Source organism: Streptomyces chumphonensis (assembly GCF_014779715.1).
GTDB lineage: Bacteria > Actinomycetota > Actinomycetes > Streptomycetales > Streptomycetaceae > Streptomyces > Streptomyces chumphonensis.
Map to the genome: position 1 here is coordinate 251771 of NZ_JACXYU010000002.1, position 19651 is coordinate 271421.

Consider the following 19651-nt stretch of genomic DNA (forward strand, 5'->3'; position numbering starts at 1 on the left):
TCACCCCGTCACCGATCTTACCCGTCAGTAAAATTACTTTGCAGTAAGCACCGCCCTCTGCCAGCTCGCGTGACGGGCCGGGGCTCGGGGACCCGGCGAACGTCCTGGTGCGGCCGCACCACGGGCGGACTCGGCCGTCTCCGCCCCGCACGCCGCCGACGTCTTGATACCCTCGCCGCGAGTCGTGACTGGCGCGAGAAGATGGGACCGACCATCGGGGAGCGGCTCCATCGACGACGATGCACCGCCGCGCGCCTGGGCCGCCGGAACACACCCCGCCGCCTCCAGGAGGTCCCCGTGGCCCAGCCGACCGCGCACCCCACCCCGTCCGACGGCCCCCGCACCGCCGGGCCGACGCCGGAGACCGTCGCCTACCGCAGCGCGCTGGAGGTCATCCGGGGCGTCGAGCCCCGGGTCGCCGACGCGATCGGCGCCGAACTCACCGACCAGCGCGCCTCGTTGAAGCTCATCGCGAGCGAGAACTACGCCTCGCCCGCCGTCCTGCTGACCATGGGCAACTGGCTCAGCGACAAGTACGCCGAGGGCACCGTCGGGCGCCGCTTCTACGCGGGCTGCCGCAATGTGGACACCGTCGAGGCGCTGGCGGCCGAGCACGCCCGGGAGCTGTTCGGCGCGCGGCACGCCTACGTCCAACCGCACTCCGGCATCGACGCCAACCTCGTGGCCTTCTGGTCCGTGCTCGCCCGGCGGGTCGAGGTGCCGGCCCTGGCCGAGGCCGGGGCCGGCCACGTGAACGACCTGAGCGAGGCGGACTGGGGGCGACTTCGGCGCGCGCTGGGCAACCAGCGGATGCTCGGGATGTCGCTGGACGCCGGCGGCCACCTCACCCACGGATTCCGGCCCAACATCTCGGGCAAGATGTTCGAGCAGCGCAGCTACGGGACGGATCCGGCGACCGGCCTGCTCGACTACGACGCCGTGGCCGCCGCCGCGCGGGAGTTCCGTCCGCTCGTCCTCATCGCCGGCTACTCCGCCTACCCCCGGTTGGTGAACTTCCGCATGATGCGGGAGATCGCCGACGAGGTCGGGGCGACCCTCATGGTGGACATGGCCCACTTCGCCGGGCTCGTCGCGGGCAAGGTCCTCACCGGCGACTTCGACCCGGTGCCGCACGCCGCCATCGTCACCACCACGACCCACAAGTCGCTGCGCGGGCCGCGCGGGGGCATGGTGCTGTGCGACGACTCCCTGGCCGAGCAGGTCGACCGGGGCTGCCCGATGGTGCTGGGCGGTCCGCTGCCGCACGTCATGGCCGCCAAGGCGGTCGCGCTCGCCGAGGCGCGGCGGCCGGAGTTCCGCGACTACGCCCAGCGCGTCGTGGACAACGCGCGGGCCCTGGCCGAGGGCCTGCGCAGCCGGGGCGGCCGGCTGGTCACCGGCGGCACCGACAACCACCTGGTCCTGCTCGACGTGTCCGGGTACGGGCTGAGCGGCCGGCAGGCGGAGGCGGCCCTGCTGGAGGCCGGCATCGTCACCAACCGCAACGCGGTCCCGCAGGACCCCAACGGGGCCTGGTACACCTCCGGCGTGCGGATGGGCACACCGGCGCTGACGACACGCGGTTTCGGAGCGGCCGAGATGGACGAGGTGGCCGACCTGACGCACACGGTGCTGAGCCGCACGACGCCGGGCACCACCCCCTCCGGCGCGGCGTCCAAGGCCCGCCACGTGCTGGCCGACGGCGTGGCCGAGGAGATCCGGAGCCGCTCGGCCGATCTGCTCGGCAGGCACCCGCTGTACCCGGGCGTCGACCTGGGCTGAGCACGGCGACCCGACGCCCGGCGGGCCCGCCGCGAAGTCGCTTCCCGCACGCCCTGGGGGCACCCTGGAAGAAGCCACGGTGAGAGGTGAGTGCCATGGAGACGATCGTCGGTATGAACGTCGAGATGGAGTTCTGGGAGGACGGCGACAAGACGCGGGCGTCCTGCCTGATGCGGTTGCAGGACGGCACGGAGCTGAAGTCCCACGGCCGCGCCGACCGCTACCCCTCGGACCCGGCCCAGCAGCGGGTCGGTGAGGAGATCGCGGCGGCCCGGGCCCTGCGGGACCTCTCCCACCAGCTCCTGGCCAAGGCCGGCCACGAGATCGAGTCGGTCACGCACCAGCCGGCGCACCTGACGCGCTGAGCCGCGCCGGTCGGCGCCCCGGGCCGCCGCGCCCCGGGTGTCCGACCGGCGGCGTACCGTCGAGGTATGTGCCGAAGCATCAAGACGCTGCGTCCCCCGTACACCGAGGCGGTCACGGAGGAGGACGTGCGCGCCGCCGCGCTGCAGTACGTCCGCAAGGTGTCCGGCTTCCGTCACCCCGCCGCGCACAACGCGGCGGCGTTCGAGCGTGCCGTGGACGAGGTGACGGCGGCCACCGAGGAGCTGCTGGCCTCGCTGAGCGTCCGGGGCGGGACCGCGCCGAGGAAGCCGTGACGCCGCGCGCCGCAAGCCCCCGCGGGCTTCCGGCGCGCACCTTGCGTCCTCCCGGGCGCACGGAAGGGGAACGGGGATGTTGACTCACCGTGACGAAGCGGGGGCCGCGGACCGGCAAAGCGGCTCACATGAGCCACGCGAACCGCACATGTCAGCCAATATGCGCACCGGGTGACGCGCAGCCGCTACTTTGGGTATTCAACGGGTGGACGGGGAGATTCCGCTCCTGCTCACGTGGAGGCACCCGATGAACGACACGGCGCGGCGCCCGGGCGGGCCGGCGCCGGGCGACCACCTGGCCCTGCTCATAGCCCGCGCACGCAACCCCTTCGAGATCAGCGAACCGCTGACCGACCGGCTGGCCACGGCCGTCCGGTGCGACGTTCGACTCCGGTCCTTCCGCCAGCACAGGAACCCGCCTCCCGGGCTGCGCTGTTCGACCTACCAGTACACCTTCACCTTCGCCGACCACAGCGTCCTGGACCTGTGGGAACTACGCCACGACACCGAGGCGGAGGGGCAGGTGACGTGCGAGGTCTACCCGGATTTCGCCGCGCTCCAGGAGGCGGAGAGCCGCGTGCACCAGCGCATGGGCGGGGCCCTGCCCCAGGCACCCGTCGGGGCGGGGGACGCCGGACGGGCGCGGACCCGCGTCGAACGGCCCGGGTTCGGCCTGCCCGCTCCCCGCGGCGGGCAGCACAGCTACACCGAGCGCGACTCGGCCGACCACGCCCGGCGGCTGCTGCGCCGGGCCGTCAACCCCGACCGTCCCGGCGCGCGGACGCTGGACCTGCTGAGGACGGCGACCCGCCATCAGATCTCCCGGGTGCCGCAGCCGTTCGGCCCGGCGGGGCCGAACGCGTTCTGCTCGGTCTACGAGCACGCCTTCCTGCTGGCGGACGGAAAGGAGGTGAACCTGTACGAACTCGAGCACGACTTCACCGAGGACCGTCGTCTGGTGTGCGAGGTGTACGCCGACGCCGCGACGGCGGACCGCGCGGCCGAGCGACATGTGACGGCCCATGGCGCGGGCGGCCGGACCGGGGAATAATCCGGAAGCGCTTGCCGGGTCCGGCCGACCCGCTCTACGTTTGACGCGCTCGTCAACTCCCTTCCCGACGGGAATGGTTGGAGTCCGTGCAGCAGGTAGGGGAGGGAACCCATGGCACCGCGTGGTCGCCACCGTCGTCACCGGCCCAGTCCGGTGTCCCGCGCCTCGCTCACCGTGACCGCCGGGGGCGCGGGCATCGCCCTCCCGCTCATCGGCGTCAGCCACGTCCAGGCAGCCCCCGTGGACACCTGGGAGAAGGTCGCCGCCTGCGAGAGCAGCGGCCGGTGGAACGTCAACACCGGCAACGGGTACTTCGGCGGGCTGCAGTTCGCGCAGTCGACCTGGCTCGCCTTCGGTGGCGCGCGGTACGCCGAGCGCGCGGACCAGGCGTCCAAGGAAGAGCAGATCGCGGTGGCCGAGAAGGTGCTCGCCGGACAGGGCCCCGGCGCCTGGCCGACGTGTTCCGCCGAGGCCGGCCTCACCCGCGAGACGGCCGAGGACCGCGCCACGCGGTCCGCCCCGCGCCCCCAGTCGCAACGGGAGGCGCTCACCGAGCGCTCGGTGGCTCAGCGGCTTCCCGAGCAGCCGCGCACGGAGGACCCGGCCGGGCAGGAGCATCGGCGGGGCAACGAGACGCACGCCGTCGTCCGGGGCGAGACCCTGTCCTCGATCGCCGCCGACCACGGGGTCCGGGGCGGCTGGCCGCACCTGTACGAGCGCAACCGGGAGACGGTCGGCGCAGACCCGGACCTCATCCTTCCCGGGCAGCGCCTGCACCTGAACCCCGCCCCGCCCGCGACGCCCGACGACGGCCCGAAGCAGCCGGAGTCGGCGCCGTCGGACGCCGCACAGAAGGAGTCCGCGGCCGAGCGCGAGGGCACGGAGAAGCCGGAGAAGAAGCCGGAGGCACCCCGCCAGGAGCGGGCGACGGCGAAGAAGCCCGCCGCTGAGAAGCCGGAGAAGACCGAGAAGGCCGAGAAGCCGGAGAAGAAGGCCGAGAAGACCCGGCAGAAGGAGGACGCGGAAGCCTCCCGCCAGGCCCCGAAGCGGTCGGCGCAGGCTGCGTACAGCTCTCCCCTGCCCGGTGCCGCGCCGGGCACCGCCTACCGCGTGACGGGAAGTTCCTGGTCGTCCGGATACCACACCGGGGTGGACTTCCCGGTGCCCACGGGCACGTCCGTGAAGGCCGTGACCCGGGCGACCGTGGTCTCGGCGGGCTGGGCCGGCGCCTACGGCTACCAGGTGGTCCTCAAGCACGACGACGGCCGTTTCAGCCAGTACGCGCACCTCTCCGCCCTCACCGTGCGGGCGGGCCAGCGGGTCGACGCCGGGCAGAGCGTGGGCCGCTCCGGCAACACCGGCAACTCCACCGGCCCCCACCTGCACTTCGAGATACGCACCGGCTCCGGCTACGGCTCCGACATCGACCCCGTGGCCTACCTGCGTCACCACGGCGTCGGCATCTGATCGTCAAAGCGGCGTCCGTCCGCGAGCGGCGTCCGGTGCGGTGCTTCGCAAGGCGCGGGAGCGCCCTCGTACCGGGTGTGCCCGGGCGACTCCGACCACGCGGCGAGGTGCCGTGCGAGGCGTCGCGAGCAGGGCGTCCGGGTGACGAACGGGCCTAGCCCGGCGGACGGTCCTCGCCGCCGGGCGGGTTCTCCTCCGGGTCCGGGGGCGGCGCGTCGGCCTCGTCGATCGGCTCGACGTGCACGGCGGACTCCTCCGCCGACAGGCCCGCCGCGGGCGTCGCCTTATCGCCGACCCGGCCGACGACGTGGTCGCCGGAGGGAAGGCCGGGCGGCGAGGCGTCGTCGAGGCGACCCGCCTCGGGGTCCGGCGGGCCGGCGGCACCGTCCGCGCCGACGTCCGGCACCTCCTGCGCGAGCCGGTCGTCCAGCGATTCGCCCTCGCGCTGCTCGGCGACGGTGGTCCCGTGCTGGTCGGCGGCCACCGGCCGGTCGCCGGGCACCGGCATCCGCTGTGGATCCTCGGCCCGCCGGGCCTCCGGCGAACCGTCCTGGAGGTCGGGGATGCCCTCCTCCTCGGGGTGGCGTCCGGGGTCGTTCGGCTCGGTCATCACCGGTCTCCCTCCAGCACGGGGTCGGGGTGCGCCGCCGGTCGCGTACCCCTGAGCCGGGCGGGGAAACACCCGGTCGGCCGTGCCGGGCGGGGACGACTGGGCCGGTGGTGGCCGGGTACCCGGCCCGGCTCCGGAGACTTCCGGGACGACCCGCCGACGACGGAGGTGAGCGGCGTGAAGGCCCTCGTGTGGCACGGCAGGCGCGACGTGCGGGTGGAGCGGGTACCCGATCCCGAACTGGTCAGGCCGACGGACGCGATCGTGCGGATCACGTCCAGCGGCCTGTGCGGCTCGGACCTGCACCTGTACGAGGTGCTGGGCCCGCTCATGAACCCCGGCGACATCCTCGGCCACGAGCCGATGGGCGTCGTGGAGGAGGTCGGCAACGGCGTGAGCGCGCTGAAACCGGGCGACCGCGTGGTCGTGCCGTTCCAGATCGCCTGCGGGAACTGCTTCATGTGCGACCAGGGACTCCAGACGCAGTGCGAGACGACTCAGGTCAGGGACCAGAAGATGGGCGCGGCCCTGTTCGGCTACACGAACCTCTACGGCGCCGTGCCGGGCGCCCAGGCCGAGTACCTGCGGGTGCCGCAGGCGCAGTACGGGCCGGTGCGGATTCCCGACGGTCCGCCGGACGACCGGTACCTGTTCCTCTCCGACGTGCTGCCGACGGCCTGGCAGGCCGTGCGCTACGCGGACGTGCCCGAGGGCGGCAGCGTGGCGGTGCTGGGGCTCGGGCCGATCGGCGACATGAGCTGCCGTGTCGCCACGCACCTGGGCGCCGCGCAGGTCATCGGCGTGGACCTGGTGCCCGAACGGCTGGAACGCGCCCGGGCGCGCGGCGTGGAGACGGTCGATCTGAACGACTTCGACGACCGGCAGCAGGTGGCCGACGCGGTCCGGGAGGCGACCGGGGGGCGCGGGCCGGACGCGGTGATCGACGCGGTGGGCATGGAGGCGCACGGCGGAACGGGGTCCGGTGCCGCCAAGGCCATGCAGGACATGACCGGCTTCCTGCCGCAGAAGTGGGCGGGCACGTTGGTGCGGAAGGCGGGCGTGGACCGGCTGGGCGCGCTCTACCTCGCCGTCGACATGGTGCGGCGCGGGGGAACCGTCTCGCTCTCCGGCGTCTACGGCGGGATGACGGACCCGATGCCGATGCTCGTGCTGTTCGACAAGCAGGTCCAGCTGCGGATGGGACAGGCCAACGTCAAGCGGTGGATCCCGGAGATCATGCCGCTGCTGGAGAACGGGGACCCCCTGGGCGTGGACGACTTCGCCACCCACCACCTGCCGCTGGACCGCGCCCCCGAGGCCTACGCCATGTTCCAGAAGAAGGAGGACGGTGCGGTGAAGGTGGTGCTTCGGCCCTGACCGTGAGCCAATGGGAGGAGCACGGCCCACGGGAACGGGACCGGGTGCATCCGCCCGGTCCCGTTCCCGTGTCGCGGCGCGGTGTCTGACCTCACCGCGCCCTCGCGGCGTCAGACCTCGCCGCGCCAGGCGCCCGTCTCGGCGCCGCGGCTCTCGATGAACGTCTTGAAGCGCTCCAGGTCGCCCTTGGTCTTGCGGCGCACCAGACCGAGGGTGTCGCCCACGGCCTCGGCGAACGCCTCGGGGGCGTACTCCATCTGGAGCATCACCTTGGAGCGGTCGGCGCCGAGGTGGTGGAAGGTGACCACGCCGGCCTGCTTGGGGCCGCTGACGCTCGTCCAGGCGATCCGTTCGTCGGGGATCTGCTCGGTGATGTCGGCGTCGAACTCGCGCTCCACACCGGCGATCTTCGTCACCCAGTGCGTCGACGCGTCCGTCACCTGGTCGACCCGCTCCACGCCGTCCATGAAGTGCGGGAAGTCCTCGAACTGGGTCCACTGGTTGTACGCGGCACGGACCGGGACGTCGAGTTCGATGGATTCCTCGATGTGCGACATGGCGCCTCCTGATGAACGATCTTGTGGGGGACTGCGCTGCCGCGTACCCGGCTCTTCGGGGTTCACTCCCCCGACGTGGTGACGCGCAGCCGTGTGGGCGCGCGGCGCAGGGGCGGTGGGAGCCGCAGCGGTCCGGCACCGGGGGTGAGCGAGCCGAGCAGCGCCGGGCCCCGGGCGCCGGTGGCGGAGGGGACGTTCCCGGGGACGCCGTGCACCGTCAGGAAGCCGAGCAGCGCGAAGAGGTACGCCTCCTTCGCCTGCGCCGGGAGACCGGCCAGGGAGCTGTCGGCGACGGGCAGGGGCCGCGTCAGCGTGCGGATGCGCGCCATCAGGACGGGGTTGCGCACCCCTCCCCCGGAGACGGTGAGCGCGGTCAGGCCGTGGCGCCGGCAGGCGTCGGCCACCAGCCGCGCGGTGAGTTCGGTGACCGTCGCCAGCAGGTCGTCGGCCGGGGGCGGCGGCTCGGGCAGGTGCCGCAGCAGGTACGCGGTGTGGAAGTGCTCCCGCCCCGTCGACTTCGGCGGTGGCAGCCGGTAGTAGGGATCGGCCAGGAGGGCGGCGAGCAGCTCCGGCCGGACGCTGCCGCGCGCCGCGCGGGCTCCGCCGTCGTCCCTGCGCGCGCGTCCGCCGCTGACGTGGCGGGCGGCGGCGTCGATCAGGGCGTTCGCGGGGCCGAGGTCGTAGGCCAGCACCTGCCCGTCCCCGTCCCGGAAGCTCAGGTTGGCGATGCCGCCGAGGTTGAGGGCGGCCGGGCGGCCTTCGTGCGGGAGCAGGAGGGCGTCCAACGTGGCGGCGAGCGGTGCGCCCTGACCGCCCCGGGCGAGGTCCCGGGTGCGCAGGTCGGAGACGACGGGCAGCCCGGTGGCCTCGGCGATCCAGGCGGGCGCGCCGAGTTGCAGGGTGCCGAGCGCCCGGGGTCCCTGCGTCAGGTGGTAGCAGGTCTGGCCGTGGGAGACGACGAGGTCGGCCGTACCGCCGGCCAGTTCGGTGTCGGCCCGGGCGGCGGCGGCTCCGAAGAAGCGGCCCAGCTCGGCGTCCAGCCGACAGACCTGGCGCCAGGTCGGCTCGGCGGGCGGAAGGCAGGACGCGAGCTCGGCGTGGAGGTCCGGCGGGAAGGGGACGCTGAGCAGACCCCGGCGGCACAGGGTCAGTTCGCCGTCCGGGTCACAGGTCAGGTCGGCGAGCGCGGCGTCCACCGCGTCGCACGAGGTGCCGCTGAGCATGCCGATCACGCGCATGCCCGCATTGTGCGCCGCCGACCGGGAGGGGCGGCGCAGGCGCCGCACGTGCCGCGCTCAGGTGTCGCCCCGGCCGCCCCGGTGCTCCCACGCGGCGCGGCGCCGTGCCCGGCGCACCCTGCGCTGGACGATCAGCAGGTCGACGAGGGAGAAGAGGGCCAGCAGGCTGAAGACGACGGCCACGATGCGCAGGGAGGCGTCGGTGGGCACGTCCTGCGGGCCGGACGCCGCCGACCAGGACCAGAAGAGCAGGGCTCCGGCGATGAACAGCGGCGTGAAGAGCAGGCCGAGCAGCAGCCGCAGCCGCAGGGGGCTGCGGGCCCGCAGTGGTTCGGTGCCGGTCCGTGGCGAGACGCGGCCGAGCAGGCCCTCACGCTCGGGGTCGGGGGCGCGGTCACGCCGGGGATCGGGTTCCTGCATGGTCCGCCTTTCACTGTGCCGTGCGCGGTACCCGGCGTCCGGGAGGAGGAAACCCCCGGACGCGGGGTACCGGGCACGCCGGGGACGGCCGGGGGGCCGTTTTCCTTCAGGCCCCGGCGGGTACCCGGCCGCTCCTGCGGCGGAAGGGGACAGCGTGAGCGGGACGGACGGACTCCGGGTGGTGGTCACGGGCGCCACCGGCAACGTGGGGACGAGCGTGCTCGCACGGCTCGCCGAGGAGCCGGGCGTCGCCTCGGTGCTGGGGATCAGCCGCCGGGAACCGGGCGGTCTGCCCGGGGGCGCGCGGTGGGCGGGCGCGGACCTCGGGCGGCCGGAGTCGGAGGCCGAACTCACCGGCCTCCTGCGGGGCGCCGACGTCGTCGTCCATCTCGCGTGGCTGATCCAGCCCACGCACGCCCCGCAGATCACGTGGGAGACCAACGTGCGGGGCACGGAGCGGCTGCTGCGGGCCATGGCGGCGGCCGGGGTGCCCGCGCTGGTGTACGCGTCCTCGGTCGGGGCCTACGCCCCCGGGCCCTCGGACGACCCGGGGGCCCGCGTCGACGAGGCGTGGCCCACGCACGGCTGGCCGGAGGCCGCCTACTCGCGCGAGAAGGCGTACGTCGAGCGGCTGCTGGACACCTTCGAGCGCGACCACCCCGGCATCCGCACGGTGCGCATGCGGCCGGCGTTCATGTTCAAGCGCGAGTCCGCCATGGAGCAGCGGCGGCTGTTCGGCGGTCCGGTGGTCCCGAACGCGCTGGTCCGGCCCGAGCTGCTGCCCGTCGTCCCCGAGGTGCCGGGGCTGCGGTTCCAGGTCCTGCACACCGCCGACGCCGCCGACGCGTTCGTGCGGGCCGTCGTGCGCCCGGTCTCCGGTGCGTTCAACCTCGCCGCCGAGCCGGTGGTGGACGCCGGTGTGCTGGCCGGGCTGCTCTCGGCGCGGCCGGTGCGGGTGCCCGCGCCGCCCCTGCGGGCCGCGGTCTCGCTGGCCTGGCACCTGCGGCTGGTGCCGTCCTCCCCCTACCTGTTCGACGCGTTCCTGCGGTTGCCGCTGATGAGCACCCTGCGCGCCCGCCGGGAGCTGGAGTGGGAGCCGAAGGCGTCGGCCACCGGGACGTTGACGGAGTTCCTCGCGGCGTTCCGGCACGGGGAGGGCATGGACTCGCCGCCGCTGCGCCCCGCGCTGCCGGGCGGACGGCTCCGGGAGCTGGCGGCCCTGGTACGCGGCCGCCCCTGAGCGTGGCCGAACCGACCGGCCGGTGAGCCGCGTTTTCCAGCAGGTCCGTCGGGGAACCCCGCTCAGGCCACGAAGATCCGGGCGATGAAGTACCCGGCGAAGACGATCACGATCAGCGCGACCACGATCAGCGGGCCGACGGCCCACCCCCTGCTCGGGTTGTACGTCTCCCGGGGACCGGCCCCGGACGTCGAGCCCTCCACGGGCGGTGTCTCCAGCGGCGGGACACCGCTGCCGCCCCGCTCACCGGGAGTGGGGTGCTCGCCGGCGGCGCGGCTCGGTTCCGGTTCGGGCGTCGGGAAGGTCTTGTCGCTCATGGTCCAGCGAGTGCACGCCGATCGGGAACCTACACATCGCGCGGCCGATCCGCTTCCGGGCGGGCGGCACGACGGAAGGAGAGCTCGATGGCGAGGTTGCGTGACATGCGCCGGGCCGTGGTGACCGGGGGACCTCGTCCGGCGCGGGCGGAAGAACCTCTGCGCGACGGAGGAGCCGCCCGGCGGCCCGGAGAGGCGGTCCGCGTGCGCGCGGTGCTCTTCGACCGGGACGGCACCCTGGTCGCGGACGTTCCCGGCAACACCGACTGGCGCCGGGTCGAGCCCATGCCGACCGCGCGGGAGGCGCTGGAGCGGGTGCGCGTCCGCGGGCTGCGGACGGCGGTGGTGACCAATCAGTCGGCCCTCGGGCGCGGCGGGCTGCGGTGGCCGGAGTTGCGCCGCATCAACGCGCGGGTGGAGGAACTGCTCGGCCCGCTGGACGCCTGGGTCGTCTGCCCGCACGACCGCGACTTCGGCTGCCGCTGCCGCAAACCCCGGCCCGGGCTCGTGATCGAGGCCGCCCGGCGGCTGGGTGTGCGCCCGCAGGAGTGCGCGGTCATCGGGGACATCGGATCCGACATGGCCGCGGCCCGCGCGGCCGGTGCCCCGTCCGTCCTGGTCCCCACAGCGCAGACCTCGGCCGAGGACGTGGCCGCCGCGCCGATGGTGGCACCGGACCTCCTCAGCGCCGTCCGCGCCGTCCTGGGAGAGCGGACCTGAAGGCACCGGCCCCGCCCGGGCGGGCGGCGCGGGGTCGGGGGGAGCGCTCCCGGTGCGGGCACGGTGCTCACCTCCCTGGTGGTGCGGCCGGAGGGGTACCCGGAGCCTCCGGCGGGAAACGGCGCGGTGGCGGGAGGCACGGAAGGGGAACACGGCGCACGTCCGGAGGATTTCACCTCCGCGAACCGGGCATATACCTCAACATCAGGACAGTATCGGGAGGTTGAGTCTCCGTTTCCTTACTCCCACCCACGTCAGGTCAGTAGCCTCATCCCTCGAACGTCAATGCGCCGGCGATCGTGATGAGGAGTCTTTGATGGAACGTCCCTCCTGGGCACCGCAGGGCATCGACCTGTCGATGCCGAGTGTTTCCCGGATCTACGACTACTACCTCGGCGGATCGCACAACTTCGAGGTGGACCGGGAGGCGGCGCGCAGGGCCATCGAGGTGTTCCCCGGCCTGCCGAAACTCATGCAGGCGAACCGGGCCTTCATGCGCCGGGCCGTGCGGTACGCGGTGGACCGGGGCATCACCCAGTTCCTGGACATCGGCTCCGGCATCCCGACGTTCGGCAACGTGCACGAGGTGGCCCTGGCCGCCACGCCCGAGGCCCGTGTGGTCTACGTCGACAACGACCCCGTGGCCGTCGCGCACAGCCGCGCGGTCCTGGACGGCAACGACAGGGCCGACATCGTGGCCGCCGACTTCCGCGACCCGCAGGCGGTGCTCACCAGTGAACCGGTGGGCCGGCTGCTCGATCTGGACCGGCCGGTCGCCCTGCTGCTGGTGGCGCTGCTGCACTTCATCAAGGACGAGGAGGAGCCGGACAAGGCCCTCGCCGAGCTGCGGGAGCGGCTGGCGCCCGGTTCCCTGCTCGTCCTCACGCACGCCTCCACCGACGGGGGTCCGCACACGGCCCGGCAGGGACAGGAGATCTCGGACGTGTACAAGCAGGTGGGTTCCCGGCTGGTGATGCGCTCGGCCGCCGAGGTGGACCGTTTCTTCGACGGGTTCGAGCTGGTCGAGCCGGGTCTGGTCGCCATGCCGAACTGGCGTCCGGAGGGGTCGACCGAGCACGAGGACCCGGTGGTCTTCACCGGATTCGCAGGGGTGGGACGAAAAGCGTGAACACAGCCCCGAAGGACGCGGACGGGCCGGGCGCCGCCCGCCCGCACCGTCCCGGCCCGCACTCCGACGGGCTGCGGCGCTTCGCGACGATCTGGAGCCGTGCCGTCTACCCGACCACGGCCACCTGCATGACGCGCGCGGAGTTCGAGGAACACCTCGTCCCGCTCGCGGAGTTGCTGAGCCGAACCCTGCACGCCCGTCCGTTCGACCCGGTACCGGCCCGCGCGGTCGGGCAGGAGCTGGTCGCGGCGCACTGCACCGCACCGGAGTCGCTCCCGCAGATCCTCGGTGTCGTCGACGCGTACCTGCTGCTCTACTGCTCCGACCCCGACCGGCTGCCCGCCGAGGAGGGCCGGGCCCGCTGCGCGCGCCTCCAGCACGCCATCGCGGCGGGGTTCGCGCGCGCCCTCCAGGAGCGCACCCGCGCGGAGCAGGAGGCCCTCTCCCGGGCGGCGCTGAAGGCGCAGTCGGAGATCGAACGGGCCCTGCACGAGAGCGAGACGCGGTTCCGGGCCGTCTTCGAGGGGGCCACCATCGGCATCGGGATCGGTACCCTGGACGGCCGGGTGATCGAGGTGAACAGCGCCCTCACCCGCATGTTCGGGGGCAACGAGGAGATCGTGCGGGACCGCCGCATCACCAGTTGGGTCCACCCCGACGACGGACCCACGGTGTGGCGCCTGTACGACGAGCTCGTGCGCGGCGAACGCGACCACTTCCGGGCGGAGAAGCCGTACCACCGGCCCGACGGCACCGTACTGTGGACCCACCTGACGGTCTCGCTCCTGCGCGACCCCGACGGCACGCCGCGCCTCATGCTGGCGCTGATGGAGGACATCACCGAGCGCAGGCTCCTGCATCTGCGGCTGCGCTACGAGGCCACGCACGACGCCCTGACGGACCTGCCGAACCGCACGCTGTTCTTCGAGCGCCTGGAGCAGACCCTCGCCCGGGAGGGCGACGCGGCCCGCTTCGGCCTGTGCTACCTGGACCTGGACGGCTTCAAGACCGTCAACGACAGCCTGGGGCACGCCGTGGGCGACCAGTTGCTCGTCGCCGTCGCCGAGCGGCTGCAGAACTGCGTGAAGGGGCCGGGCCAGCTGGTGGCGCGGATCGGCGGGGACGAGTTCGTCGCCCTCATCAACGACCCGCACTCCACCCGGGACATCACCGATCTCGCCGAGCGCGCGCTGGAGGCGCTGTCCACCCCGGTGCTGGTGGACGGCCGCGAGCTGCCGGTGCGGGCCAGCATCGGCATCGTGGAGGGTCCGGCCGGCGAGCGGACGGCGGCCGAGGTGCTGCGCAGCGCCGACATCACGATGTACCGCGCGAAGGCCCAGGGCGGCAACCGCTACGAGCTGGCCGACCCCGACTCCGACGCCCGGGTCATCAGCCGGCACAGCCTCACCAACCGGCTGCCCGCCGCCCTGGAGGGGCACGAGTTCTTCATCGAGTACCAGCCGCTGGTGCGGATGTGCGACGGCGGTGTGGAGGGCGCCGAGGCCCTGGTGCGCTGGGAGCACCCCCGGCACGGCGTGCTCGGCCCGGACCGGTTCATCCCGCTGGCCGAACACACCGGGCTCATCGTGCCCCTGGGCCGCTGGGTGCTGGAGGAGGCCGTGCGCCAGGCCTGCGAGTGGCAGGTGCGCGGTATCGGCGGCGCGCGCCCGCTGCGCGTCAACGTCAACCTCTCCCCGCGCCAGCTCAGCCACCCCGACCTGGTGTCGGAGACCGTCGCGGTGCTGGAGAACGCCGGGCTGCCGCCGGAGTCGCTGTGCCTGGAGGTCACGGAGTCGGCGATGATCCGGGCGGACGACGCCGAGCTCAAACCGCTGCGCCAGCTGGCCGAACTGGGCGTCGGCATCGCCCTGGACGACTTCGGCACGGGCTACTCGAACCTGGCCAGCCTGCGCAGGCTGCCGGCGAGCACGCTGAAGCTGGACCGGTCCTTCACCCGGGGCCTCCAGCAGCACCCGGCCGACCCGGTCGACCTCAAGATCGTGGAAGGCATCGTCTCGCTGGCGCACGTGCTGGACCTCTCGGTGACCGTGGAGGGCGTGGAGACGGCGGCGCAGGCCGCCCATCTGCGGGAGCTGGGCTGCGACTCGGCCCAGGGGTGGTACTACGCGCGCCCCGGGCCGCCCGAGCGGGTCACGGTCCCCCTGCCGCTGGCCGCCGCGCAGTGACGCCGGGGCCGCCCGTGCGGCCGGTCAGCGGGTGCCCTCGCGGACCTGGAGTCGCTCGGCGAGTTCGGCGGCGACGGCCTTGATGGTCTCCAGGCCCGGCCGCCCCCAGGGCCGGGGCTCGCGGTCCACGACGCAGACGGTGCCGAGGGCCGTCCCGGTCCGGTCGATCACGGGGGCGCCGAGGTAGGAGCGGACCCCGATCTCGTCGACGACCGGGTTCCCGGCGAAGCGCGGGTAGTCGCGGACGTCCTCGAGCACCAGGGCTTTGCGGCGCACGATGACGTGCGGGCAGTACCCCTGGTCCCGGGTCATCGTGCGGCCGACCTGGGAGTCGGGCGGCGCCTCGTCCGCCTCCTCCGCCCGGTCGGAGGCGGGCGTGTACAGGCCGGCGAAGTACTGCCGCTGCCGGTCGATGAAGTTGACCATGGCGTACGGAGCGGCGGTTCTGCGCGCGAGTCGGCGCGCGAACGCGTCCAGCTCGGGCAGCGGGGAGTCGCCCAGTCCGAGCTCCCGCAGCCGCTCGGCCCGCGCGGGCGCCTCGTCGTCCCGTGGCGTGAGCAGCAGGTGTGTGGTCGGGTCGTACGACATCGGGGGCATGGGTACTCCGGGTGGCGAGCGGATGCGTGACGAGGGTGACGAGGACCCGGGTGACGGAGGCGCCCTGCCGCGCGTCGCAGCGTGACCGGTACCTCCGGGCCGAGGTCGAGGGCGGCGTGGACCTCCCGCGGCGGACGGCGGTGGCCTCCGTCGCACGCGTCGTCGGCCACGACGAGGCCGAGGCCCCGCCGGTCGAAGAGGTCCACGGCCGGGAAGCGGTCGGACGGCCTGCGGGTGTCCGCGAGGACGACCGCGCCGAGCGCCCCGGCACTCAGCCCGTCCCGCCGGAACCCGAAGCGTTCCCGCGGGCACGGCGGCTCAGTCGCCCGTCCGCTGCCGCGCGGGGGTGGCCAGGAAGGGGCGGACGCCCTTGACGAGCATGGCCGTCTCGTAGCCGAGGACGGCGGCGTCGGCCTCCCGGTCGGCCAGCACCGCGAGGCAGGCGCCCCGACCCGCGGTGGAGACGAACAGCAGCGAGGTGTCCAGTTCCACGAGTACCTGCCGCACCTCGCCGCCCCCACCGAACCGCACGCCCGCGTTGCGCGCGAGCGCGTACAGGCCGGACGCCAGGGCGGCGAGGTGGTCGGCGACGTCCGCCTCCAGACCGTGCGCGGCCTTCACCAGGCCGTCGGCCGCGAGCAGCAGGGCGCTGCGGGTGTGCGGTACGCGCTCGACGAGGCCGGCCAGCAGCCAGGACAGGTCGGTGGGGGGCCCGGCTGGCGCTTCGCTCACCATGAGGGGGTTCGTCTCCTTGGACATGACGGGCGGGGATGCGGGCGGCTCAGCGCAGGCCGTCGGGGAAGAGGCCGGGGACGTCGAGGGGGTCGACCGGACGGGCGGTCGACCGGTCCTCGGCGAGGCCGGTGCCCCGGCGGTACGCCACGATGAGGCCGGGGTCGGGTTCGGGCTCATCGTGGTCGTGCTCCCGGGAACCCCGCGGCGGGTCGCGCAGCTCGGGCACCGGGTGCTCCTGACGACGGCGGCGCGGCAGCTGCGGACGGTCCTGCGGGTGCGGGTACGGCCCGCCCGAGGGGAACGGCGGCGCGGGCGCCGCCCGGGGTGCGGGGACGTCGAGCGGCGTGGCCCCGTGCGGGGCCGGTGGCGGCGGAACGTTCCCGGGCAGCGCGGGCGGCGCCCAGGAGGCGTCGGGGGCGTAGCCGTCCGGTGCGGGCGGGTGGTCGTCGGGGCCGTCGTCCGGGGGGAGGCCGTCCGGCTGGAGACCGTCCGCCTCCGCCCCGTCGTCCGCCGGGTCGCCCAGGAGCGTCTTCGGGAGGACGAGCACCGCCTGTACGCCGCCGTAGATGTTGCCCTGGAGCCGGACGGCGATGCCGTGCCGCCGGGCGAGCTGCGAGACGACGAACAGGCCGATGCGACCGTCCCCGAGCAGTTCGCGGACGTTGACCCGCCGTGGATCGGCGAGGAGGGCGTTCATCCGGGCGAGCTCGGCGCCCGTCATGCCGAGGCCGCGGTCCTCGACCTCGACCGCGAGCCCGGCCGTGACGTACTGCGCCCGCAGGGACACCGACGTCCGGGGTGAGGAGAAGACCGTCGCGTTCTCGACCAGTTCGGCCAGCAGGTGGATGACGTCGGCCACGGCGTGGCCGCGCACGGTGCCCTGGACGGGCGGGACGAGCTTGACCCGCGGGTACTGCTCGACCTCCGCGATGGCCGAGCGGAGCACCTCGGTGGCCGGGACCGGCCGCGTCCACTGGCGGCGGGAGACGCCTCCGCCGAGCACGGCCAGGTTCTCCGCGTGCCGCCGCACCCGGGTCGCGAGGTGGTCGACCTGGAAGAGACCTTTCAGGAGATCCGGGTCCTCGACGTCGTTCTCCAGCTCGTCGAGCAGTTCGATCTCCCGGTGCACGAGGGACTGCAGACGGCGGGCCAGGTTGACGAAGACCTCCACCCGCTCCTCGCCGTCCACCTCTCCCCCGCGCGCCAGCGACGCGGCCTCGACGACGGCCGCCTCGGCGGTGCGCTGCGCCAGCGTGCACGCGTGGGCCAACAGGTCGAAGGCGTCCCCCTCGGGTTCGGGGACGAGCGGAAGGTCCGGTCGGGCCGGTGGGTCGCCGCGCTCCAGCCGGGCCAGGAGCGCGCGCAGCGCCTCCTGGTTGCGGTCGGCCTCCCGGCGCAGGGCGGCGTAGCGCGCGGTGGTGGAACGCGCCTGCGTCCAGGCCGCGTACGCGGCGCCCATCACGATCGCGCAGCACAGCGCGGTCGCCGTGGCGAGCACCGTCCCCACCGTCGCGCTGCCGCGTGCCGGTCCGGTGAGGACGTCCCCCGCCCGCAGCAGCCAGCCGACCAGGGCGGCGGCGACGACGGCGGTGAGCCCGGCGGGCAGGACCGCCAGGCGCAGCAGGCGGCGCGCCTCGGGCCCGTCCGTGCCGCTGCCGCGCGGCGCGCCGGGGGGCGGTCCGGTGTCCTCGGCGGACGCGGGGTGCGGTGGGCGGGACTCCGGTTCGGCGAACAGAACGGAGAGGGAGGTTCCGCCTCTGTTCTCCGTCACACGGCTGGGGGGTTCGGGCATCGCGGTCCTCTGCGGTCGGGGGGGATACCGGTCCGGCGGGGAGAGCGGCACCCGCCGGGGAGCGGCGGGCCTCACGCTAGTGGGCCCCACCGCCCGTGAAGGGCCCGGTCAGCGGATTCGCCACCCCTCGCCAACCCCGAACGGGTGAGAACGTCGCCCGGCTGTTCGGACCGGCCGGAAGCAGGTTCAGGTCACGGCGGGGGCGTGCGTCTCAGTGCTGCCGCACCGTGACGTTGACCCGGCCGCGCAGGCCCAGGCCGGGCGGAGCGGTGCCCGGACGGGTACGCGGCACGCCGTGGTAGGCCAGCCGGGCGGGGCCGCCGAACACGAAGGCGTCGCCGCAGGCCAGTTCCACGTCCGTCCACGGACGGCCGCGCCCCTCGGGACGGCCGAACCGGAAGACGCAGGTGTCGCCGAGGCTGAAGGAGACCACCGGCGCCGGGGACCGCTCGTCGCTGTCGCGGTGCATGCCCATCCGGGCGGCGGCGTCGTAGACGTTGACGAGCGCGACGTCGTAGCCGGTCGCGTCCGGCCGTCCGTAGGCCGCGGTGACCGCTTCGCGGGCCCACTCCCCCAGCCACGGCGGGAACGGCTTGACGGGCGCGCCGTCGCCGTCCACGGCCGTGCGGGCGTAGCCGTAGGGGTACCAGTGCCAGCCGAGGCTGAGCTGCCGCACCGACATCCGCCCGCCGTGCGGCATCCGCACCGTCCGCAGCCCGGCCGGCGGCCTCGCCCACTCCCGGCACGCCGCCAGCAGCTCGCGCTGCGCCTCCGAGCCCAGCAGGCCCGGCAGGTGGACGGCCCCCGGGGCGATCTGGGCGGCGGGGCGGGGGAACAGCTCACCGGTCACCCGTCCAGCCTAGGCGCACGAGGTCTGACCTGCCGGTAACCCGGTGCCGTATCGTCGGACGAGCCGCCCCCGTCGAGCCGTTAGGAGCGCCTGTGACGTCCGAAGCCCTTGAGCCCGTCCTCGCCGGTGTACGCAATTTCCGCGACCTCGGCGGCCTGCCGACCACGGACGGCCGCCGGGTGCGGCACGGCATGCTGTACCGCAGCGGTCACCTCGCGCGGGCCACCGAGGAGGACGCCGCGTTCCTGGGCGGGCTCGGACTGCACACCGTCTACGACTTCCGCAACGAGGCCGACCGGGCGCTGGACGGGCTCGACGTGGCCCTGCCGGGCGTGCGGAACGTGAACATACCCCTGAGCGACCCCGCGCACGGCGCGGAGTTCTGGCAGCTGGTGCGGGACGGTGCGGTGGAGCGGCTGCGCGAGGAGCTGGCCGGCGGCCGGGCGGTGGTGCGGATGCAGGAGTCCTACCGCGACATCGTGCTCAACCGGACCGCCGAGCACCGGCGCGTCCTGAGCGACCTGGCGGCGGGCAGCGTGCCGGTGCTCGTGCACTGCGCCGCCGGGAAGGACCGCGCGGGCCTGTCCGTCGCGATCACGCTGCTGGCGCTGGGCGTCGAGCGGGAGGCCATCGAGGCGGACTACCTCCTGTCCAACGACCCGCACCGGCGCTACAAGGTGCACCGGGGCGACGCGGACCGCGAGGAGGGCGAGCGGCGCGCCATCGACCCCGAGGTGCGGGAGCTGCTCGCGCCGTTCTTCGACGCGCGCCCGGCCTACCTCGCCGCCGCCTACGCGGCGATCGCCGAGGGCTGGGGCGACGTGGACACCTACCTCGGCGCCGGGCTGGGCCTCGACGACGCGGCGCGCGGGCGCCTGCGCGAGCACTTCCTGGAGTGAGGCCGGGGCCTGGAGTGAGGCCGGG

20 protein-coding genes and 1 riboswitch are annotated in these 19651 nt (G+C 74.3%); of the genes, 11 read left to right on the forward strand and 9 right to left on the reverse strand.

The annotated features are described in order from the left end of the window. Positions 1–174: 174 nt before the first annotated feature. Positions 175–268: riboswitch (ZMP/ZTP riboswitch) on the forward strand. Positions 269–297: 29 nt separating this feature from the next. The 5 genes from IF129_RS06370 (at position 298) to IF129_RS06390 (ending at position 4959) form a co-directional block, all read left to right on the forward strand. Continuing rightward, positions 298–1782 (forward strand): glycine hydroxymethyltransferase, encoded by a 1485-nt coding sequence (locus IF129_RS06370; RefSeq protein WP_318153585.1) that lies wholly within the window; start codon positions 298–300, stop codon positions 1780–1782. Positions 1783–1877: 95 nt separating this feature from the next. Next, positions 1878–2147: a DUF1876 domain-containing protein gene (locus IF129_RS06375; RefSeq protein ID WP_191208489.1), complete on the forward strand. Its 270-nt coding sequence runs from the start codon at positions 1878–1880 to the stop codon at positions 2145–2147. A gap of 66 nt (positions 2148–2213) precedes the next feature. Further along, positions 2214–2441: a DUF2277 domain-containing protein gene (locus IF129_RS06380; RefSeq protein ID WP_191208490.1), complete on the forward strand. Its 228-nt coding sequence runs from the start codon at positions 2214–2216 to the stop codon at positions 2439–2441. A 247-nt stretch (positions 2442–2688) separates the two neighbouring features. Beyond that, positions 2689–3492 (forward strand): DUF6227 family protein, encoded by an 804-nt coding sequence (locus tag IF129_RS06385; RefSeq protein ID WP_191208491.1) that lies wholly within the window; start codon positions 2689–2691, stop codon positions 3490–3492. Between the two features lie 111 nt (positions 3493–3603). Further along, on the forward strand, positions 3604–4959 hold the full coding sequence (locus IF129_RS06390; RefSeq protein ID WP_191208492.1) for a transglycosylase family protein: 1356 nt from the start codon (positions 3604–3606) through the stop codon (positions 4957–4959). Positions 4960–5113: 154 nt separating this feature from the next. Here IF129_RS06390 and IF129_RS06395 read toward each other — a convergent pair whose 3' ends face one another. Next, positions 5114–5569, reverse strand: a complete 456-nt coding sequence (locus IF129_RS06395) for a hypothetical protein (RefSeq protein ID WP_191208493.1) — start codon at positions 5567–5569, stop codon at positions 5114–5116. A 177-nt stretch (positions 5570–5746) separates the two neighbouring features. Between IF129_RS06395 and IF129_RS06400 the strand changes: the two genes are divergently transcribed. Continuing rightward, the gene (locus IF129_RS06400) at positions 5747–6946 is read left to right on the forward strand and encodes a zinc-dependent alcohol dehydrogenase (RefSeq protein ID WP_191208494.1); all 1200 of its coding nucleotides are present in this window, start codon (positions 5747–5749) and stop codon (positions 6944–6946) included. Positions 6947–7056: 110 nt separating this feature from the next. Here the strand turns inward: IF129_RS06400 and IF129_RS06405 are convergent, their stop codons facing one another. The 3 genes from IF129_RS06405 to IF129_RS06415 form a co-directional block, all read right to left on the reverse strand. Next, positions 7057–7503: an SRPBCC family protein gene (locus IF129_RS06405; RefSeq protein WP_191208495.1), complete on the reverse strand. Its 447-nt coding sequence runs from the start codon at positions 7501–7503 to the stop codon at positions 7057–7059. A gap of 62 nt (positions 7504–7565) precedes the next feature. Further along, complete coding sequence (locus IF129_RS06410; RefSeq protein WP_191208496.1) at positions 7566–8741, reverse strand: anhydro-N-acetylmuramic acid kinase; 1176 nt, start codon at positions 8739–8741, stop codon at positions 7566–7568. 57 nt (positions 8742–8798) lie between these two features. Continuing rightward, the gene (locus tag IF129_RS06415; RefSeq protein ID WP_191208497.1) at positions 8799–9161 is read right to left on the reverse strand and encodes a DUF6343 family protein; all 363 of its coding nucleotides are present in this window, start codon (positions 9159–9161) and stop codon (positions 8799–8801) included. 154 nt (positions 9162–9315) lie between these two features. Between IF129_RS06415 and IF129_RS06420 the strand changes: the two genes are divergently transcribed. Continuing rightward, the gene (locus IF129_RS06420; RefSeq protein ID WP_318153587.1) at positions 9316–10401 is read left to right on the forward strand and encodes an NAD-dependent epimerase/dehydratase family protein; all 1086 of its coding nucleotides are present in this window, start codon (positions 9316–9318) and stop codon (positions 10399–10401) included. A 62-nt stretch (positions 10402–10463) separates the two neighbouring features. Here IF129_RS06420 and IF129_RS06425 read toward each other — a convergent pair whose 3' ends face one another. After that, on the reverse strand, positions 10464–10718 hold the full coding sequence (locus IF129_RS06425; RefSeq protein ID WP_191208499.1) for a DUF6480 family protein: 255 nt from the start codon (positions 10716–10718) through the stop codon (positions 10464–10466). Between the two features lie 87 nt (positions 10719–10805). On the opposite strand from IF129_RS06425, the gene IF129_RS06430 reads away from it, so the two are divergent. The 3 genes from IF129_RS06430 to IF129_RS06440 all read left to right on the forward strand — a co-directional run bounded on the left by IF129_RS06430 (position 10806) and on the right by IF129_RS06440 (position 14753). Beyond that, positions 10806–11438: a D-glycero-alpha-D-manno-heptose-1,7-bisphosphate 7-phosphatase gene (locus tag IF129_RS06430; RefSeq protein ID WP_224754483.1), complete on the forward strand. Its 633-nt coding sequence runs from the start codon at positions 10806–10808 to the stop codon at positions 11436–11438. A gap of 316 nt (positions 11439–11754) precedes the next feature. Continuing rightward, positions 11755–12567, forward strand: a complete 813-nt coding sequence (locus IF129_RS06435; RefSeq protein ID WP_191208500.1) for an SAM-dependent methyltransferase — start codon at positions 11755–11757, stop codon at positions 12565–12567. 71 nt (positions 12568–12638) lie between these two features. After that, positions 12639–14753: a putative bifunctional diguanylate cyclase/phosphodiesterase gene (locus IF129_RS06440; RefSeq protein WP_224754552.1), complete on the forward strand. Its 2115-nt coding sequence runs from the start codon at positions 12639–12641 to the stop codon at positions 14751–14753. Positions 14754–14777: 24 nt separating this feature from the next. Here IF129_RS06440 and IF129_RS06445 read toward each other — a convergent pair whose 3' ends face one another. The 4 genes from IF129_RS06445 to IF129_RS06460 all read right to left on the reverse strand — a co-directional run bounded on the left by IF129_RS06445 (position 14778) and on the right by IF129_RS06460 (position 18727). Beyond that, the gene (locus tag IF129_RS06445) at positions 14778–15341 is read right to left on the reverse strand and encodes a GAF domain-containing protein (RefSeq protein WP_191208740.1); all 564 of its coding nucleotides are present in this window, start codon (positions 15339–15341) and stop codon (positions 14778–14780) included. 327 nt (positions 15342–15668) lie between these two features. After that, positions 15669–16085: a roadblock/LC7 domain-containing protein gene (locus tag IF129_RS06450; protein ID WP_191208741.1), complete on the reverse strand. Its 417-nt coding sequence runs from the start codon at positions 16083–16085 to the stop codon at positions 15669–15671. A gap of 46 nt (positions 16086–16131) precedes the next feature. Continuing rightward, on the reverse strand, positions 16132–17856 hold the full coding sequence (locus IF129_RS06455; RefSeq protein ID WP_191208501.1) for a sensor histidine kinase: 1725 nt from the start codon (positions 17854–17856) through the stop codon (positions 16132–16134). A gap of 232 nt (positions 17857–18088) precedes the next feature. Continuing rightward, positions 18089–18727 carry an alpha-ketoglutarate-dependent dioxygenase AlkB family protein gene (locus tag IF129_RS06460; RefSeq protein WP_191208502.1) on the reverse strand — a complete coding sequence of 213 codons (639 nt, stop codon included), beginning with the start codon at positions 18725–18727 and terminating at the stop codon, positions 18089–18091. 92 nt (positions 18728–18819) lie between these two features. Here IF129_RS06460 and IF129_RS06465 point away from each other — a divergent pair, with 92 nt between their 5' ends. Beyond that, complete coding sequence (locus tag IF129_RS06465; protein WP_191208503.1) at positions 18820–19626, forward strand: tyrosine-protein phosphatase; 807 nt, start codon at positions 18820–18822, stop codon at positions 19624–19626. Positions 19627–19651: the final 25 nt, after the last annotated feature.

Bases quoted from the DNA above. Each gene is read 5' to 3' on its own strand.
- IF129_RS06375 (WP_191208489.1), top strand. From the start codon at position 1,878: ATGGAGACGATCGTCGGTATGAACGTCGAGATGGAGTTCTGGGAGGAC.
- IF129_RS06380 (WP_191208490.1), top strand. From the start codon at position 2,214: ATGTGCCGAAGCATCAAGACGCTGCGTCCCCCGTACACCGAGGCGGTC.
- IF129_RS06385 (WP_191208491.1), top strand. From the start codon at position 2,689: ATGAACGACACGGCGCGGCGCCCGGGCGGGCCGGCGCCGGGCGACCAC.
- IF129_RS06390 (WP_191208492.1), top strand. From the start codon at position 3,604: ATGGCACCGCGTGGTCGCCACCGTCGTCACCGGCCCAGTCCGGTGTCC.
- IF129_RS06395 (WP_191208493.1), bottom strand. From the start codon at position 5,569: ATGACCGAGCCGAACGACCCCGGACGCCACCCCGAGGAGGAGGGCATC.
- IF129_RS06405 (WP_191208495.1), bottom strand. From the start codon at position 7,503: ATGTCGCACATCGAGGAATCCATCGAACTCGACGTCCCGGTCCGTGCC.
- IF129_RS06410 (WP_191208496.1), bottom strand. From the start codon at position 8,741: ATGCGCGTGATCGGCATGCTCAGCGGCACCTCGTGCGACGCGGTGGAC.
- IF129_RS06415 (WP_191208497.1), bottom strand. From the start codon at position 9,161: ATGCAGGAACCCGATCCCCGGCGTGACCGCGCCCCCGACCCCGAGCGT.
- IF129_RS06425 (WP_191208499.1), bottom strand. From the start codon at position 10,718: ATGAGCGACAAGACCTTCCCGACGCCCGAACCGGAACCGAGCCGCGCC.
- IF129_RS06430 (WP_224754483.1), top strand. From the start codon at position 10,806: ATGGCGAGGTTGCGTGACATGCGCCGGGCCGTGGTGACCGGGGGACCT.
- IF129_RS06435 (WP_191208500.1), top strand. From the start codon at position 11,755: ATGGAACGTCCCTCCTGGGCACCGCAGGGCATCGACCTGTCGATGCCG.
- IF129_RS06445 (WP_191208740.1), bottom strand. From the start codon at position 15,341: ATGTCGTACGACCCGACCACACACCTGCTGCTCACGCCACGGGACGAC.
- IF129_RS06450 (WP_191208741.1), bottom strand. From the start codon at position 16,085: ATGGTGAGCGAAGCGCCAGCCGGGCCCCCCACCGACCTGTCCTGGCTG.